The sequence below is a fragment of the Primorskyibacter aestuariivivens genome (assembly GCF_028023675.1).
GTDB classification, from domain to species: Bacteria; Pseudomonadota; Alphaproteobacteria; order Rhodobacterales; family Rhodobacteraceae; genus Marinovum; species Marinovum aestuariivivens.
Genome location: NZ_JAQIOZ010000008.1, coordinates 46,170 through 62,770 on the forward strand (window position 1 = coordinate 46,170; position 16,601 = coordinate 62,770).

Below are 16,601 nucleotides of genomic sequence, written 5' to 3' on the forward strand. Positions count from 1 at the left end.
CTCTTTTGAAGACATCGGCGTAACGCTACATCGAAAACGACGTGCCGCAGCCGCAGCTGCTCGATGCGTTCGGGTTGTTGATCACGAAACGTGCGCCGATGATTTCTTCGGAAAAGTCGATCACCGCATCGGCCAGAAACGGCAGCGACATCGAATCCACGACAACCCTTTCGCCCTGACCTTCCAGCACAAGGTCATCCTCGGACGGGTCATCCAGACGGATATCATATTGAAAGCCGGAGCAACCGCCGCCTTCGACGGCGACGCGCAGCGCCTTGCCGGACCCGGCGGCACCAATTTCGGCCAGTCGTTCGAATGCCCTGTCTGTCACCTTTGGCGGCAATTGCATCTTGGTCTCCACTGAAAGGGCCGTCCCATGCCGGGCAGCGGCGGTTTCATCCATGTTTCACCTGCAATATAGAAGCCCGCAAGGCAGGCAACAAGGAGGGTGTGATGCCCGCATCCTATGCATCCGACCCGGCGGCGTCGCGTGGACGGCTGGTGAGCGAAGAAGAAAGCCATTTCCGGTCCTGTTTTCAACGGGACCGAGACCGGATCATCCATGCATCGGCCTTTCGCAGGCTCAAGCACAAGACACAGGTTTTTGTGGAACATGAGGGCGATTATTATCGCACGCGTCTGACCCATTCGATCGAGGTGGCACAGGTGGCGCGTACCATTTCCGGCGCGTTGGGGCTCAACACCGAACTGACCGAGGCCGTGGCGCTGGCCCATGATCTGGGCCACACGCCATTTGGCCATACCGGCGAGGATGCGCTGGACGAGTTGATGGCTCCTTATGGCGGGTTTGACCATAACGCGCAGGCGCTGCGCATCGTGACCACTCTGGAACAGCATTACGCCGAGTTTGACGGGCTGAACCTGACCTGGGACACGCTGGAAGGCATTGCCAAGCATAACGGTCCGGTGACCGGCGATCTGCCCTGGGCGTTGGCGGAATATAATGAACGCCACGATCTGGAACTGCACACCCATGCCAGCGCCGAGGCGCAGGTGGCCGCAATGTCAGACGATATCGCCTATAACAATCACGACCTGCATGACGGGCTGCGCGCAGGCCTGTTTACCGAGGATGACATCTGCGCCCTGCCGCTGGTCGGCCCGGCCTTTGCCGAGGTGGACGCGAAATACCCCGGTCTGGGCGAGAACCGGCGGCGGCACGAAGGGCTGCGCCGTGTATTTGGCGTCATGGTTGCCGATGTGATCGACCAGTCCCGCGCCCGGCTGGAGGAGAGTGGTGCGCAATCCGCCGATGAAATCCGCCATTTCGGCGCGCCGGCGATCCTCTTCTCCGACACGCTGTGGCGCGATCTGTCCGAGATTCGCCGCTTCCTGTTCCGCCGCATGTACCGCGCGCCCGGCGTGATGCAGATGCGCGAAGAGGTGGCGCGCGCGGTGCGCGAGTTGTTTGCTATCTATATGGAGCAACCCGACCTGCTGCCCCGGGCCTGGCAATCGGCTCTGGCCCGCGCGCCGGGGGACGAGGTGCTGCGCGCCCGCGCGGTAGGGGATTACATTGCCGGCATGACCGACCGTTTCGCGCTGCAATCCCATGGACGGCTCACCGGGCAGAACCTGTCACTACCCAGCCGCGCGCTACAGTAACCGGGTTCATTCCAGCGCTTTTTCTTGAAACACGGCGGCCCGACAGCGTAGAAGTTAACGAGTGTTAATATGTCTGGGTGACAAGTGGCTGACTCCGTTCTTTTTGCCGGTAAAAACAGTCTGGTGTTCGGTGCGGCGGGGCCAGTGGGCCGCGCCATCTGTCTGCGACTGGCCGCACGGGGCAGTTTTGTCGTTGCGGTGGACAGCGATGAAGACGCGCTTTTCCAATTGGCCCGCTCCAATCCCGACCGGATTGCGCCCATGTCTCTGGATATCGCCGACGAGACGGCTGTTGATCGGCTCCTGTCGAATTGGGGGCCGGAGCCGCTTCATGCCTTGATCTTTGTTCAGGACAGGGCAGGGGGCAGCAGTTCGGCCGCGTTCCTGGGCCTGGTGGACAGCGCAACCCGTCACCTTGCCCCGGTGCTTGAGGCCGCCAATGGTGCGGCGCTTGTCATGCATCGCGTAGCCGGGGAGGGGGCAACCGCGCGGCAGAAATCCGACGCAGAGGCGCTGGCCATCCTGACACGCGAACTGGCCAGCGACGGGGCGCGGATCAATGCCATGGCGCTGCACCCTGCCGCGCTGGACCGGCGCGCGCACGCGCAGCTTTGTGCCACGGCGATGATGATGCTTTTGCCCATGAGCGCGGCCATCGGCGGGGCGGTCCTGCCCATTGGTCAGCATGCCATGCCGGCCTGAGCCGGGCAGCGCGTGATTGACGTGGGCGCGCGGCATGATAAACCGCCGCCAAGCATGAAGGACTGACCGATGAACCTCTTTACCGACCTGCGCGGCGCGGTGCTCGATGCGCTGAACAGCCTGCAATCCGAAGGCACGCTGCCCGAAGGGCTCGATTTCGCCAATGTCGCGGTGGAGCCGCCCCGTGATCCGCTCCATGGCGACATGGCCACCAATGCTGCCATGGTGCTGGCCAAACCGGCGGGCAAAAAGCCCCGTGATATTGCCGAGTCGCTGGCGGAAAAGCTGCGCGCCGATGCCCGTATCACCGAGGCCGATGTGGCCGGTCCCGGTTTTCTCAACCTGCGCCTCGCGCCCGGTGTCTGGCAGGGCGTGATCGGTGCCGTTCTGGCCGGAGGTACCGGCTTTGGCCGCTCGTCCGTGGGGCAGGGCAAGCGGATCAACGTCGAATATGTCAGCGCCAACCCCACCGGCCCGTTGCATGTGGGCCACACCCGTGGCGCGGTCTTTGGCGACGCGCTGGCCAGCCTGCTGGATTTCGCGGGCTATGACGTGACCCGCGAATATTACATCAATGACGGCGGCGCACAGGTCGATGTGCTCGCCCGGTCTGTCTATCTGCGCTATCTGGAGGCCCATGGTCAGGAAGTGGCGTTCGAGGACGGCACCTATCCCGGCGACTACCTGATCCCGGTGGGCGAGGCGCTCAAGGACAAGGTGGGCGACGCCTTTGTCGGCAAGGGTGAACGGCTCTGGCTGGAAGACGTGCGTGAGTTCGCGACCGAGAAGATGATGGAGCTGATCCGCGAAGATCTGGCCCAGCTTGGCGTGAAAATGGATGTGTTCTTTTCCGAAAAATCACTCTACGGCACCGGGCTTATCGAGGCGGCGCTCAAGTCGCTGGATGACAAGGGCCTGATCTATGAGGGTGTGCTGGAGCCGCCCAAGGGCAAGAAGCCCGAGGATTGGGAACCGCGCGAACAAACCCTGTTCCGCTCCACCGATCACGGCGATGATGTGGACCGCCCGGTCAAGAAATCCGATGGCTCCTGGACCTATTTCGCGCCCGACATCGCCTATCATTTTGATAAGGTTTCCAGAGGCTTCGATGCGCTTATTGACGTATTCGGCGCGGATCACGGTGGCTATGTCAAGCGGATGAAGGCGGCTGTGTCCGCGCTGTCCGAGGGGCAGGTGCCGCTGGATATCAAGCTCACGCAGCTGGTGAAGCTGTATAAAAATGGCGAGCCGTTCAAGATGTCCAAGCGGGCCGGGACATTCGTGACCCTGCGCGATGTGGTCGATCAGGTCGGCCCGGATGTGACCCGTTTCGTCATGCTCACCCGGAAAAACGACGCGCCGCTGGACTTTGATTTCGACAAGGTTCTGGAGCAGTCCAAGGACAACCCGGTCTTCTACGTGCAATATGCCAATGCCCGAGTGAACTCGGTCCTGCGCAAGGCCGCTGAGGCGGGGATCGACGCCTCTGACGCGGCGCTGAATGCGGCGGACCTCTCGCTGATCTCGCATCAGGCCGAGCTGGCAGTCGCCAGGAAACTGTCGGAATGGCCGCGTCTGGTCGAGATTGCCGCCCGCACCCATGAGCCGCATCGCGTGGCGTTTTACCTCTACGAACTGGCCAGCGATTTCCACGCGCTGTGGAACCGGGGCAATGACCTGCCGGAACTGCGCTTCCTGCAAGAGGGTAACATCCCGGCGTCTCAGGCAAAAATTGCCCTGGCAAAGTCCGTCTCGGTTGTTATTTCCGCCGGTCTTGGTATTCTTGGCATCACACCGGTAGAGGAAATGCGCTAAGACATCCCTCTCTGCCGGTTGATAAGAGCAGTCAAAAGCACCTCGCGCGGCACGTATCGCCGGGGGCAAAGAGGCGATGATGGCAGATATCCAGATGTCCGGCTCCTCCATGGGGTATGGTGGTGCACAAAATGGCAACGGCGCGCAGGCGGGCGTGGCGTCTCAGTTGAAATCCGGCGTTTCGGTGGGAACCTTGGCCAATGTGGCGGGGGCCGTGGTGTCGCTGGCGCTGGTGATCGGCGTCGGCATATGGGGCTATGAGTTGCTGATGCGCGATGTGACCGGCATCCCGGTGGTCCGCGCCGCCGAGGGCCCGATGCGCGTGGCGCCCGAAGATCCCGGCGGACGGCAGGCCGATCATCAGGGGCTTGCCGTGAACGAGGTGGCGGGCCTGGGAACTGCCGCTGGTCCGGCGGATCAGGTGGCGCTGGCCCCGCGCCCGGTGGGGCTTGAGGACGAAGACCAGCCCATCGCGGGCATGACGCCCCCCGAAACCAGCCCCGTGGCAAAGGCCGAACCCGCCGAAACCGTGATGACCGCCTCTGTCCCGCCAAGCGATGCGGAAACGCGTGCCCCGGTGCGCCGTATCATGACCAATCGGGTTGGCGGCGAACAATCGGCGGCACAGGCCGGGACAGCCAGCGATCCCATCCAGAACGCCACCATTCAGGCGCTGGCCGATCAGATCGCCGCAGACAGTGCACGGCTGAGCGACCCGGCCCCCGTCACTGCATCCGAGCCGGAACAACAGACCCAGACCGCCAGCCTCTCGCCGGTGATCGATGCGCCGGGCGTCAAAGTGTCCCTGCGCCCCAAGCGCCGCCCGGCCACATTGCAGACCGCCGCCGCAACCGCCCCGACGCTTGCCCCCACGACGACACCGGCCGCGCAGGAGATCGACCCCACCGCATTGCCCGCAGGAACACGTCTGGTGCAGCTTGGGGCCTATGAAAGTGCCGAGATTGCGCAGCAGGAATGGACCCGTATCTCGGGCCGGTTCGACACGTTCTTTGACGACAAGCAACGGGTGATCCAGCGCGCTCAAAGCGGCGGGCGGACCTTCTACCGGCTTCGGGCGCATGGCTTTGACGATCTGGCCGATGCGCGTCGTTTCTGCGCCGCGCTGGTGGCCGAACGTGCCGATTGCATCCCGGTCGTGGTCAAGTGAGCCACAGCGCGGTCATCGTCGCGCCCGCAGGCACGACGCTGAGCCCCGAGGAACGCGCCTTTTTTGCCGAGGCCGCGCCCTGGGGCTTTATCCTGTTCACCCGGAACCTCACCTCGCATGACCAGATCCGCGCGCTCTGCAACGATTTGCGCGACGCGGTCGGCTATGACGCGCCGATCCTGATTGATCAGGAGGGCGGCCGCGTCCAGCGCCTGCGGCCGCCACTGGCGCGCGACTGGAACCCACCGCTCAAGGATGTGGCCCGATTGGGCAAACACGCGGCCAAGGGGATGTATCTGCGCGCCCGTATCATCGCCTGGGAATTGCTGGATCTGGGTATCGACGTGAATTGCATCCCGACGCTGGACGTGGCGGGAAGCGACACGCATCCGTTCCTGCGCAACCGCTGCTATGGCGAAACGCTCGAAGACGTGGTGTCGGTGGGCCATGCGGTGGCGGGCGGGCTGCTGGACGGTGGCGTTCTGCCGGTGATCAAACATATGCCGGGCCATGGCCGGGGCCGCGTGGACAGCCATGTGGAGCTGCCGCACACCAAGGCACTGGTCGAAGAGCTGCGCGCCAGCGATTTCGCGGCCTTTGCCGCGCTCTCGGACATGCCGCTGGGGATGAGCGCGCATATGATCTTTGAGGATGTGGACCCGTATTTCCCCGCGACCCAATCGGAACGCATGATCCACCTGATCCGTGCCGAACTGGGCTTTGACGGGCTTTTGATGACCGACGACATTTCCATGGAAGCGCTCAGCGGCACGGTGGCCGAACGCGGGCTGGCGGCGATCCGCGCGGGTTGTGACGTGGTGCTGCATTCGAACGGGCGCATGGACGAAATGTCCGCGCTGGTCGAGGCGGTGGGCACCATGAGCGAAGACGCCGCCCTGCGTGGCAAGGCGGCACTGGCCTATCGCCAGACACCGGCCCCCGTTGACATATCCGAGCTGGCCGCGCAGTTTGAAGCGCTGCTGGCCGGGTCCGGGGAATGAGCGACACTGATTTTTTCGATGATGGAACTGCCCCGGAGGATGCCGGGCAGAGCGTCGCGGAGCGTCTTGCCGCCGAGGCGCTGATCGTCGATGTGGAGGGGTTCGAGGGGCCTTTGGACCTTCTTCTGACCCTGTCGCGCACGCAGAAAGTGGACCTGCGCAAAATTTCGGTGCTGCATCTGGCGCAGCAATATCTGGCCTTTGTCGAGAAAGCCAAGGCGCTGCGTATTGAACTGGCCGCCGACTATCTGGTTATGGCCGCATGGCTCGCCTTCCTGAAATCCCGGCTGCTTCTGCCGCCCGATCCCACCGAAGAGGGCCCGTCGGGCGAGGAACTTGCCGCGCATCTGGCGTTCCAGCTTGAGCGGCTGCAAGCCATGCGACAGGCGGCGGCACAGTTGATGGCGCGCGACCGGCTGGGGCGGGATGTGTTTGCGCGCGGTGTTCCCGAAGTCGTGGAACGGGTCAAGAAAGTCACCTACACCGCAACGCTTCTGGACCTGATGCAGGGCTATGCGCGGGTGCGCACCAAGGATGAGTTTCGCCCCTTCGTGATGGACCGCGAAAAGGTCTTTACCATGGAACAGGCGCTGGACCGGATGCGCGGCATGATCGGCTTTGCCGGGTCATGGACCGATATCTCGGTCTATCTTCCCGATGGATGGGACGCCGACCCGGTGCGCTGGCGTTCGGCCACGGCGGCGACATTCGCGGCCTCGCTGGAACTGGTCAAGGAAGGCAAGGCAGAGCTGCGCCAATCAGGAATGTTCGAAGCGATCAAGCTTCGCAGACGCTCGGAAGATACATGAACGACGACGTGCAAGACACAGAAGAAAAAGAAGAAAGCCTGTTCGAGGCCCCGCCCATGGGCGAACAGGAGCGCATGGTCGAGGCGGTGCTCTTTGCCAGTGCGGAACCGGTCACGGTCAAGGACCTTGAGGCGCGCATGCCGCATGGTTGCGACGCCGCCGAGGCGCTGGTGCATCTGCGCAAACGCTATGAGGGGCGCGGCGTGCGGCTGGTCAAGGTGGGCGACGCATGGGCGATGCGCACCGCGCCGGACCTGTCTTTCCTGATGCAGAAGGAAACGGTCGAGACCCGCAAGCTGAGCCGCGCGGCGGTCGAGACGCTGGCGATCATCGCCTATCATCAGCCGGTGACGCGGGCCGAGATCGAAGAGATTCGCGGCGTGAGCGTGTCGCGCGGCACGGTGGATCAGCTTCTTGAGATGGAATGGATCCGCTTTGGCCGCCGCAAGATGACCCCGGGCCGCCCGGTGACTTTCGTGGTGACGCAGGATTTCCTTGATCACTTCGGGTTAGAGAGCGCGCGTGACCTGCCCGGGCTCAAGGAATTGCGGCAGGCCGGGCTCTTGGAAAACCGTCCTGCGCCGGGCGGTACGCCGCAATTCGGAGAGGGCGAAGACGAGCCCGAGACCGAGGAAGGGCAAAGCGAATTGTTCGAGGATTGAGCATCTGCTGTGACGGGGTGTCCCGTGGCAGGCGTTGGAACTTGCGTATTTGTCAAAGAGAAGAAGACAGGGGCGCGCGATCAAATCTGTGCCTCTGCCCTGAAATTTGCACGATTCCCTGTTATATTCCGCGTGAGCAGGCAAAGGAGCGTCCCCGATGAACGCCAATCAACTGATCAATATGGTCATCCGGCTTTTCGTCCGCAAAGCCGTGAACAAGGGTATTGATGCCGGGATCAACCGCGTGGCCAAAGGCCGTGGCGGACAGGCCTCCCCGCAGCAGCAACAGCAAACCAAACAGCAAGTCCGCCAGGCTCGTCAGGCCGCACGCATGGCCCGCCGCGCCGGTCGGATGTAAGGCACTGGCGCGTGTCCCTCATACGCGTCTCTCGCTAAAATTGTGAAATTCTCGGTTTGATGCTATTCTGGGCCTTATTTGACCCAGAAAGTTTTTTCCATGACCGAGCCAACCGACAGTGAAAAACCGTCCAGACCGTCGAACCGCCGCGCCTATGGCACCGGGTTTGCGGTCTTTCTTTTATATGTCTTCTTCGTCGCTGCCGTCTTCGCAGGTTTTGCCAGCTACCTGACGCGCACCCATCTTGAGGCCGATTTCCACAAGGTTACTGAGAACACCCGCGGTCTTGATGACCTGATCTACCTGTTGAAACGAGAAGCGGTGCTGCAAAGACAAATCGACGCCACGCTGGATCTGGTCCGTGAAGCAGATGCACGCATTGATGCGGCCAAGGCCACGATCTCTGGGATCGAGGCCAACCATCAACGCGCCCAATCGCAGCGTAATACGCTGGCGATCCGGACTCTGGTACATGTCCGGCGCGGGCAGGGGCTTTGGGAGGCGGATTCCGCGGCTCAGATCAGCAAGGCGCTGGAAGACCCGGAATTACCCGATGATCTGGCCCGGATGCGGGCCATTCTGACGCTTGTCCCCGCGCTGGCCTATGACGCAGAGGCGGAGGCCGACGCCGTGTCGGCGCTGCGTGGTCACCTGAGCGCGGCGCAGACCGAGCTGGACACATTGGACGCGCGGCTGCGCGAGATCGGGCAAGAGCTTCTGACCCGGCAAAGCGACCTGGACCGCGCGTTGGAGGCACGATCCTGGCCCAACAAGCAACGCGATCAGTTCGAACGCGAGCTTAACGCGCTGCGCGCCCGCGAACCGGCGGATTCGAGCAATCGCGCGCGGGTCTCTGCGCTGGCGCAGCTTTATGGCGGGCAGTTTTTTCTGGAACTGGTGAGCATGCCGACGATCTTCCTGACGCTGATCGTGACCATGGCGGCGGGTGGTCTGGGGACGGTGGTGTCCTATACCCGGTCGCTGCAAAGCCCCGAACGCGAGGCCGCGCGCAAGGATGGCGAGACATTGTTTGTCGATGACCTGTCGCGGCTTTTCGTGGGGGTGGGCGAGGGGATCGCTGCGGCGCTGGCGATTTTCCTCTTGGCCGGGGCGGGGATGCTGGTGCTGACCAATGGCTCCGGCTCGCCCCGCAATGCCGAGATCAGCCCCTATACTGTTGCTTTTATTGCCTTTCTGTCCGGTTTTATGGCCGAACATGCCTTTGTCCGTATCCAGAAGACCGGCAAGGAGCTGTTCGCCAATGCCAAGGGAAAGAAACAGGACGGCGCGTAATCCGGCCTCAGAAATCGCGCGGATAAAGACCCATCAACCCCTGTGCGCCGAATTCCCCCGCGCAGCAATCCGAAGCAATCAGACGGGACAGGTATTCGCGGCGCAGATCGTCGCTGTCCGACAAGGTTTCGCGCACCTCGCCGACGCTTTGCATGTCTTTTCGGGGGCGCCACGCGGTCAGCCAGGACAGGATGGGCAGGCGGGTCATTGTCATCGTGGTCATGGAATTTCTCCTTTGCGCTGTTGAAACCAGATTACGCCGGGTCAGTTTGTTCTGGTATCTACCGCGCCGCCGTGCTGTTCTGCAAATATGCAGAACCGGTTTCGGGATTGGGGAGATGTGCGGATCTTCCTCGCGGTGCTTCGCGAGGGATCGACGCTGGCCGCCGCGCGCGTGCTGGGGATCAACCAGACCACGGTGGCGCGTCGGATCGACGTTATGGAACATGTGCTTGGGCTGGCGCTGTTCACGAAATCCACGCGCGGGGCCTGTCCGACGGACGCGGCGCTGCGCCTGCAACCCCTTGCCGAGGCGCTGGAACAAGCGGCGCTGGCGCTGGAAGAGGCGGCGCAGGACGCGCAGCAGACTGCCGCGCCGCCGATCCGGATCACCGCGCTCGACAATGACTTGATCGTCAATATCGCACAGGTCGTTGCCGAGTTTTCCAGCAGCCATCCGGGAATCAGTTTTGAGTTCATCGCCACCGAACGGGTGCTCGATCTGATCAAGGGCGACGCGGATGTAGCGGTGCGCATGTCATCAACGATCAAGGATGACCGGTTGATCGCCCGCAATCTTGGCGAAACCGGCTGGACCTATTACGCGTCCCGCAGCTATGCCGAGAAACACGGCACTCCGGATGCCTATACCCCGAACATGGAGCCGCATCGCGTCGGTTTGCTCAGCCATATCATCAGTCACCGGCGCAATGTGCTGCGCTGTGCGTCGGGCCATGATCTGATGTTGGCCATCCGGTCAGGGCAATGTATCGGCCCGATGACGATTTTTGTGGGGGATAATGATCCCGAACTCGTGCGCTGCTTTGACCCGCCCGAAGGCTCGCGCATGAACCTCTGGCTGCTGACCAGCCCCGAGGCGTACAAACGCGCGGATGTGCGCGCCTTCCTGAGCTATGCCGCGCCGCGCCTGAAAAAGCGCCTCAAAGGCGTATTGTATTAAGGCGCGGGTCGGGTTCAGCCCATGCGGAAATGTTTCGACAGCTTCAGCCCCTGGCCCTGATAGTTGGATTTCAGCCCCGCGCCATAGAGCACCTCGGGCACATCCTGCATCCGTTCATAGACCAGCCGCCCGACGATCTGCCCGTGTTCCAGCACGAAGGGCGCTTCGTGGCAGCGCACTTCCAGCACGCCACGCGCGCCTGCGCCGCCCGCCGCGTCATGGCCGAAACCGGGGTCGAAGAAGCCCGCGTAATGCACGCGGAATTCACCCACCATCGCCAGATAGGGCGCCATCTCTGCGGCGTATTGCGGCGGGATGTGTACCGCTTCGCGGCTGACAAGAATATAGAACGCCCCTGGGTCGAGTATCAGATGCCCGGACTCGCTGTGCAGCTCTTCCCAGAAATCCGCCGGGTCATAGCCGCCGATGCGGTCAAGGTCTATCACCCCGGTATGGGGTTTGGCGCGGTAGCCGACGAGCGTGCCAGTCGAGGGCTGCAGATCGACCGAAAAGCCAAGCCCTCCGTCGATCACCGCCTCGCTGTCCACCAGCGGGCTTTCGGCGTGCAGCGCGCGCAGCGTGGCATCGTCCAGCACCGCTTGTCCGGCGCGGAACCGGATCTGGTTCAGCCGCATACCGGGGCGGACCAGTACGGAAAAGGAGCGCGGGCAGATCTCGGCGAACAAAGGCCCGGTATAGCCATCGGGGATGCGGTCGAACTCGGTCCCCTGATCGGTGATCGTGCGGGTCAAAAGATCCAGCCGCCCGGTCGAGCTTTTGGCATTGGCCACGGCCTGAATACCCTCGGGCAGGTCCAGCGTTTCCATCAGCGGCACGACATAAACCGCGCCTTTTTCCAGCACGGCCCCTTCGCTGAGGTCGATGCGGTGCATCTCGAACTCCGCCAGACGGTCCGCAACCTTGCGACCCGATCCGGCCAGGAACGAGGCCCGCACGCGGTAGGCCACGGTCCCTAGCCGCAGGTCAAGCGAGGCAGGCTGGATCTGATCCTCAAGGATTTCGGGCTGGCCCGTGAGTTGCCCCCTGGTAATCATCTCGCGGATATGTTGGCTGGCCAGAACTCCGGTCATGACATGTCCCCCTCGGCGTCTTTTGCTGGTATGCCGCAGGGAAGTGTCATTTGGGGGAGGGGTAAAATGGTCGGGCTAGCAGGACTCGAACCTGCGACCTTCCGTCCCCCAGACGGACGCGCTACCAGGCTGCGCCATAGCCCGACTGGAGTGCCTTCATACCTGTTTTGGCACGGGGGGCAAGAGGAAATTTGGCACATTTTCAAAAGGCTCAGTCGCGCCCCGCTTCGGCCAGTCTGGACGCGTGGTCACGCAACCGGTTGGCCAGCGCCGCCACTGTCTTTGCGTCCGGATGATCGGGCTTTTTGCCCTGCGCAAGCCGTGTCAACAATGCGCCCTGGGCCGTAACATCGTGGTCGCCGGGATCGGGCGGTGTTTCGACCGCGCGCGGGGCGTTGGTGGTGTCGTTTTGTGCGGGTTCCGGGGTGGCCTCGGCGGACGGGGGCGCGGCCACAGTCGTCTCTTGATCGCTGTCTCCGGTCGCAGATGCATCCGCCTCTGCGGCCTGTGGTGCCGGGTCGGCTGCCGCCTCGACCTGTTCCGGCTCTTGCGGCCTGTCCGGTTCTGCGATTTCCGCCTCAGAGCTTGTGTCGGCCTCAGCCGGTTCAGGCTCCGGGGAGCGGGGGTCTCCGGCGGGCGTCTCGGACGCGGGCTGTGGCTCCGGTTCGGCCGTAGTTTCAGCCGGTTTTTGCAGGAAGCTCGGCAGCGTCTTGCGCTTTACCTCAGGCTCGGGCGAAGGGTCCTGTGCCTGGGGCGTATCGGCGGAGCCGTCCTGTGCCGGTGCCGCAGCCTGCGGCGCGTCCTCGGTGGGCGTGCTCTCGGGCTCTGCGGCGGCAGCCTCGATATGATCATCCTGATCGGAGGCTGCGATGGGGTCGGCCTGTGCCTCATCGGAGAACAGGTTTTCACCATCCTCTTCGATATCCTCAAAGGGATCGGCGGCGGGCGGGGACGCCTCTGCAAACGGTGCCTGTTCTTGCTCTGGCTCGGGGGCAGGGGTGTCGTCGTCCTGTTTGGGGGCAAAGCTCAGAACCTGGCCGGTCTCAGGCTCGGGCTCGGGCGGTGCGGCAACCGGGTCCGACAGGGTCGGCTCAACCATTTGCTCAAGGTCTTCATCCAGCGGTGGCGACATCGCCGCCACATGTTTGATGCCTTGTTCGCGCAACAGTTTCTGCACGCCCTTGATGGTCATGCCGTCATCATGCAGCAGCTTCTTGATCCCACCGATCAGCGCCATATCCGCCGGGCGGTAATAGCGCCGCCCTCCGGCGCGCTTCACCGGTTTCACCTGAGAGAACTTGCTTTCCCAGAACCGCAGCACATGGGCCGGCGTGTTCAGCCAGTCGGCAACTTCGGAAATGGTGCGGAAGGCGTCGGGGGATTTGCTTGCCATCGCGCCCGGGCTCCCCGCTTAGCGCCGGTTTCCGGCGGCGACACGTTCCTTCATGAGGTGTGACGGGCGGAAAGTCAGCACGCGGCGCGGCTCAATCGGAACCTCTTCGCCGGTCTTGGGGTTGCGCCCGACACGGGCCGCTTTCGCGCGGACAGAGAAGGTGCCGAAGGAGGAAATTTTGACCTGTTCGCCGTCCACCAGAGAGTCCGACATCAGCGCCAGCACCCGTTCCACCAGCTCCGAGGATTCATTGCGCGATAGCCCAACCTCGCGGAATACGGCTTCGCTTAGGTCCATTCGCGTCAGCGTCTTGTCGCTCATCATAAATCTCCCCAGAGTTTCCAACAGCTTAGGCAGGGGAATGAAAGCGAGTCAAGTTCCACGATACGCGGAATCAGCGAAAAACGGTGCAAATCCGGGCAATTACCAGCGCAAAACCACCGCGCCCCAGGCCAGACCGCCGCCAATCGCCTCGGTCACGATCAGGTCGCCGGGCGCGATCTGGCCCCGTTCCGAGGCCACCGACAGCGCCAGCGGGATCGATGCAGCGGAGGTATTGCCATGGTCCTGAACGGTCACGACCACCTTGGCCATCGGCAGGCCCATCTTTTTGGCGGTGCCCTGTATGATGCGGATATTGGCCTGATGCGGCACGATCCAGTCGACGTCATCGGTCGTGACACCGGCCTTCTCCATCGCGGCATTTGCGGTTGCGGCCAGCTTTTCGATGGCATGGCGGAACACTTCGCGGCCCTGCATGCGCAGATAGCCGGTGGTCTGGGTCGAGACACCGCCATCGACATAGAGGATATCGCGATGCCGCCCGTCGGAATGCAGATCGGTGGACAGGATGCCGCGATCTTCCGGCGTGCCCTGGCCCTCCTGCGCTTCCAGTACCAATGCGCCCGCGCCATCGCCAAACAGCACACAGGTCGAGCGGTCGGTCCAATCCATGATCCGGCTGAAGGTTTCGGCCCCGATCACCAGAACGCGTTTTGCCTGTCCCGACAGGATCAGCGCATTGGCATTGGACAGCGCATAGGCAAAGCCCGCGCAGACCGCCTGAACATCGAACGCAAAGCCCCGGGTCATGCCCAGATTGGCCTGCACCATGGTCGCGGCTGAGGGAAAGGTCAGATCGGCGGTCGAGGTGGCCAGCACCAGCGCGTCGATCTGGTTGGCGTCGATGCCTGCCTGTGCCAGCGCATTCCGCGCCGCCTTGGTCGCGAGGTCCGAGGTCAACTCGCCCTCGGCGGCGAAATGGCGGCGTTCGATGCCAGACCGTGCCCGGATCCATTCGTCGCTGGTATCAAGGGATTTCTCGAATTCCGAATTCGGGACGACCCGCTCGGGAAGATAATGCCCTGCACCGGTGACGACCGCCCGAATTGTCATTTCTGCTCTCCTGACGCCCCGTTGTCCGGAGCTGTATTTGCAAGTTCCGCGGCCGCCGCGATCCGCGCTGCCACCTTGTCGGAAAAGCCCGACCGGGCCAGTTCAAACGCCAGCTTCACCGCTGCACTTACGCCTGTTTCATCCGCCGATCCATGCGACTTCACGACCGTGCCATTCAGTCCAAGGAACACGCCGCCATTGACCCGGCGCGGATCAATCCGCTTTTTCAGCCGCCGCAGAGAGGTCAGCGCCAGAAGCGAGGCCAGACGGGACAGTGGCGAATACTTGAACGCTTCGCGCAGCAATTCTCCGATCAGGCTAGCGGTGCCTTCTCCGGTCTTCAACGCGACATTTCCGGTAAACCCGTCGGTCACGATCACATCCGCGACAGTACCGGGAATATCGCTGCCTTCGACAAAGCCGACAAAGTCGAACTTGCCCGCCTCGGCGTGGTCACGGATCAGGTCATGCGCCTCGCGCAGCTCGGACCGGCCCTTGTGCTCCTCGGTGCCGACATTGAGCAAGCCGATGCGCGGGCGGGGCAGGTCCAGACCGTTGCGGGCATAGGACGCGCCCATCAGCGCATATTGCAAAAGGTCATGCGCATCGGCGCGCACATCCGCGCCCACATCCAGCATGACATTGAAGCCGTTGGGATTGCGCGATGGCCAGAGCACGGCAATCGCCGGGCGGTTCACGCCCGGAAGCTTGCGCAGCCGCACCATCGACAGCGCCATGAGCGCGCCGGTATTGCCACAGGATATCGCCACCCTTGCCTCGCCGTCGCGCACAGCCTCAAGCGCGGACCACATGGACGTGCCCTTGCCATGGCGCATCACGTGGGACGGTTTGTCCTCCATCGACACCACATCCGCGGCGTCGCGAATCTCGCAGCGACCGGACAGCACCCTGCGGCGCTCGACCAGAGGGCGCAGCTCGGCTTCGGGGCCGTGCAGGATAAACGCGATATCAGGATTCTTGGCCGCAGACGCAGCAATCCCCGCAACCACGGTTGCGGGGCCACGGTCGCCGCCCATAGCGTCAACCGACACAATAACTGTGCTGTCCTGGCCCCCGGGCTGTGCCGCAGTCGTCTGATGAGGCGCGGTCATGGGTGGGGGCCCGGGTCAGTTGTTATGCTGCGTCTTCGTCCAGCTCGATCTCGTCGGCAACTGCAACGACTTCGCGCTCGGCATAGTGGCCGCAGGCGGGGCAGACATGGTGCGGGCGCTTGAGCTCACCGCAGTTGTCGCATTCGTTGGGATTTGCAGCGACCAGGGCATCATGCGCACGGCGGTTGTTGCGGCGCGATTTGGACACTTTGTTTTGCTGAACGGCCATGGCTCAATCTCTATTCGACTTTGTGGGGCGCTCTTGGCGCCCGCGGTTTCGGGTGGTTCCGGGCAGATACGCGCAGTTGAGCGTCACATACAACCCCAAATCTCTCAGAGGGCGCGAAAATACGATTTTCTTTCCATGTTGCAAGCGATTCTTTGGCGGCTCAGCTTTCATCCCCGCCGCCCAGCTTGTCGCGCAGCCCGGCCAGCCCGGCAAAGGGCTTGGTGTCTTCCTCGCGCATCGGTGTTTTGCCCGGCTCGGTCACGACGAATTCACCCAGCGCGGGGGCATCATCGGAACGCGGGTAATCCGGTGCCGCCAGCGCCAGCGCCTCGACCATCACCGCCCATGGGTCGATGTGGCTGCCCAGTTGTTCGATGCTTTCATCCTCGGGCATCTCGCTTTCGCTGCCCGGTTCAAAGGTAACACCGGTCTCCGGTACGAAACGGCGGTTCACCTCGGTATCAATGCGCGTGGTCACCGGGACCAGCGTCTGCACGCAAGGTTGAACAACTGTCGCCCCCAGCGTGCCCGTGAGCAGCCAGTCGCGTTTGCCCGCGCTGCGAATCTCTCCCGTGAAACGCAGCTTGCGCAGCGCGCTCAGCCCGAGTTCCGCAGCCAATTGGCCGCGCTCGGCCTCGTTGGGAACAATTTCAAAGCGATGCGTGCGGGCCTGTGACAGCGTTGCGACAAGCAGCGCGTGACCTGTTTCAGAGTCTTTCCTGGACATGACGAACGCGCTTCCTTTCTTGAACCACGGGCAAACCTTC

General features: G+C 63.0%; 19 protein-coding genes and 1 tRNA gene. 10 read left to right on the top strand and 10 right to left on the bottom strand.

What is annotated here, in order from left to right; translation table 11 throughout:
- Positions 1 to 25: 25 nt before the first annotated feature.
- Entirely contained in the window at positions 26 to 349 is a 324-nt protein-coding gene (locus PGB28_RS10625; RefSeq protein WP_271421529.1) for a HesB/IscA family protein, read from the bottom strand.
- Between the two features lie 104 nt (positions 350 to 453).
- Between PGB28_RS10625 and PGB28_RS10630 the strand changes: the two genes are divergently transcribed.
- The 9 genes from PGB28_RS10630 (at position 454) to PGB28_RS10670 (ending at position 9,434) form a co-directional block, all read left to right on the top strand.
- Positions 454 to 1,626 carry a deoxyguanosinetriphosphate triphosphohydrolase gene (locus PGB28_RS10630; protein WP_271421497.1) on the top strand — a complete coding sequence of 391 codons (1,173 nt, stop codon included), beginning with the start codon at positions 454 to 456 and terminating at the stop codon, positions 1,624 to 1,626.
- Positions 1,627 to 1,710: 84 nt separating this feature from the next.
- On the top strand, positions 1,711 to 2,328 hold the full coding sequence (locus PGB28_RS10635) for an SDR family NAD(P)-dependent oxidoreductase (RefSeq protein WP_271421498.1): 618 nt from the start codon (positions 1,711 to 1,713) through the stop codon (positions 2,326 to 2,328).
- 69 nt (positions 2,329 to 2,397) lie between these two features.
- Positions 2,398 to 4,143, top strand: coding sequence for an arginine--tRNA ligase (argS, locus tag PGB28_RS10640; RefSeq protein ID WP_271421499.1), 1,746 nt, complete (start codon positions 2,398 to 2,400; stop codon positions 4,141 to 4,143).
- Positions 4,144 to 4,222: 79 nt separating this feature from the next.
- Complete coding sequence (locus PGB28_RS10645; RefSeq protein ID WP_271421500.1) at positions 4,223 to 5,311, top strand: SPOR domain-containing protein; 1,089 nt, start codon at positions 4,223 to 4,225, stop codon at positions 5,309 to 5,311.
- Positions 5,308 to 6,312: a glycoside hydrolase family 3 N-terminal domain-containing protein gene (locus PGB28_RS10650; RefSeq protein ID WP_271421501.1), complete on the top strand. Its 1,005-nt coding sequence runs from the start codon at positions 5,308 to 5,310 to the stop codon at positions 6,310 to 6,312. Before PGB28_RS10645 ends, PGB28_RS10650 begins: the two co-directional genes overlap by 4 nt.
- Positions 6,309 to 7,121 (top strand): segregation and condensation protein A, encoded by an 813-nt coding sequence (locus PGB28_RS10655; protein WP_271421502.1) that lies wholly within the window; start codon positions 6,309 to 6,311, stop codon positions 7,119 to 7,121. The genes PGB28_RS10650 and PGB28_RS10655 overlap by 4 nt, the downstream gene beginning before the upstream one ends.
- Complete coding sequence (scpB, locus tag PGB28_RS10660) at positions 7,118 to 7,783, top strand: SMC-Scp complex subunit ScpB (RefSeq protein WP_271421503.1); 666 nt, start codon at positions 7,118 to 7,120, stop codon at positions 7,781 to 7,783. The genes PGB28_RS10655 and scpB overlap by 4 nt, the downstream gene beginning before the upstream one ends.
- Before the next feature lie 157 nt (positions 7,784 to 7,940).
- Entirely contained in the window at positions 7,941 to 8,141 is a 201-nt protein-coding gene (locus PGB28_RS10665; RefSeq protein ID WP_271421504.1) for a hypothetical protein, read from the top strand.
- Positions 8,142 to 8,240: 99 nt separating this feature from the next.
- Positions 8,241 to 9,434 (top strand): hypothetical protein, encoded by a 1,194-nt coding sequence (locus PGB28_RS10670; RefSeq protein WP_271421505.1) that lies wholly within the window; start codon positions 8,241 to 8,243, stop codon positions 9,432 to 9,434.
- Positions 9,435 to 9,441: 7 nt separating this feature from the next.
- On the opposite strand, the gene PGB28_RS10675 is transcribed toward PGB28_RS10670, so the two are convergent.
- Positions 9,442 to 9,657, bottom strand: coding sequence for a hypothetical protein (locus PGB28_RS10675; RefSeq protein WP_271421506.1), 216 nt, complete (start codon positions 9,655 to 9,657; stop codon positions 9,442 to 9,444).
- An 87-nt stretch (positions 9,658 to 9,744) separates the two neighbouring features.
- Here PGB28_RS10675 and PGB28_RS10680 point away from each other — a divergent pair, with 87 nt between their 5' ends.
- On the top strand, positions 9,745 to 10,614 hold the full coding sequence (locus tag PGB28_RS10680; protein ID WP_271421507.1) for a LysR family transcriptional regulator: 870 nt from the start codon (positions 9,745 to 9,747) through the stop codon (positions 10,612 to 10,614).
- A 14-nt stretch (positions 10,615 to 10,628) separates the two neighbouring features.
- On the opposite strand, the gene PGB28_RS10685 is transcribed toward PGB28_RS10680, so the two are convergent.
- The 8 genes from PGB28_RS10685 to PGB28_RS10720 form a co-directional block, all read right to left on the bottom strand.
- Positions 10,629 to 11,705 (bottom strand): 2'-deoxycytidine 5'-triphosphate deaminase, encoded by a 1,077-nt coding sequence (locus PGB28_RS10685; RefSeq protein ID WP_271421508.1) that lies wholly within the window; start codon positions 11,703 to 11,705, stop codon positions 10,629 to 10,631.
- Between the two features lie 67 nt (positions 11,706 to 11,772).
- A tRNA-Pro gene (locus PGB28_RS10690) sits at positions 11,773 to 11,849 on the bottom strand.
- A 67-nt stretch (positions 11,850 to 11,916) separates the two neighbouring features.
- Positions 11,917 to 13,098, bottom strand: coding sequence for a MerR family transcriptional regulator (locus PGB28_RS10695; protein WP_271421509.1), 1,182 nt, complete (start codon positions 13,096 to 13,098; stop codon positions 11,917 to 11,919).
- Positions 13,099 to 13,116: 18 nt separating this feature from the next.
- A complete protein-coding gene (gene ihfA / locus PGB28_RS10700; RefSeq protein ID WP_271421510.1) occupies positions 13,117 to 13,419 on the bottom strand; it encodes an integration host factor subunit alpha in 303 nt (100 codons plus the stop codon).
- Between the two features lie 102 nt (positions 13,420 to 13,521).
- Positions 13,522 to 14,493, bottom strand: coding sequence for a beta-ketoacyl-ACP synthase III (locus tag PGB28_RS10705; RefSeq protein WP_271421511.1), 972 nt, complete (start codon positions 14,491 to 14,493; stop codon positions 13,522 to 13,524).
- Positions 14,490 to 15,605 carry a phosphate acyltransferase PlsX gene (gene plsX, locus PGB28_RS10710; protein WP_271421512.1) on the bottom strand — a complete coding sequence of 372 codons (1,116 nt, stop codon included), beginning with the start codon at positions 15,603 to 15,605 and terminating at the stop codon, positions 14,490 to 14,492. The genes PGB28_RS10705 and plsX overlap by 4 nt, the downstream gene beginning before the upstream one ends.
- 22 nt (positions 15,606 to 15,627) lie before the next feature.
- Positions 15,628 to 15,834: a 50S ribosomal protein L32 gene (rpmF, locus tag PGB28_RS10715; protein ID WP_271421513.1), complete on the bottom strand. Its 207-nt coding sequence runs from the start codon at positions 15,832 to 15,834 to the stop codon at positions 15,628 to 15,630.
- Positions 15,835 to 15,994: 160 nt separating this feature from the next.
- A complete protein-coding gene (locus PGB28_RS10720; protein ID WP_271421514.1) occupies positions 15,995 to 16,561 on the bottom strand; it encodes a YceD family protein in 567 nt (188 codons plus the stop codon).
- Between the last annotated feature and the right edge of the window lie 40 nt (positions 16,562 to 16,601).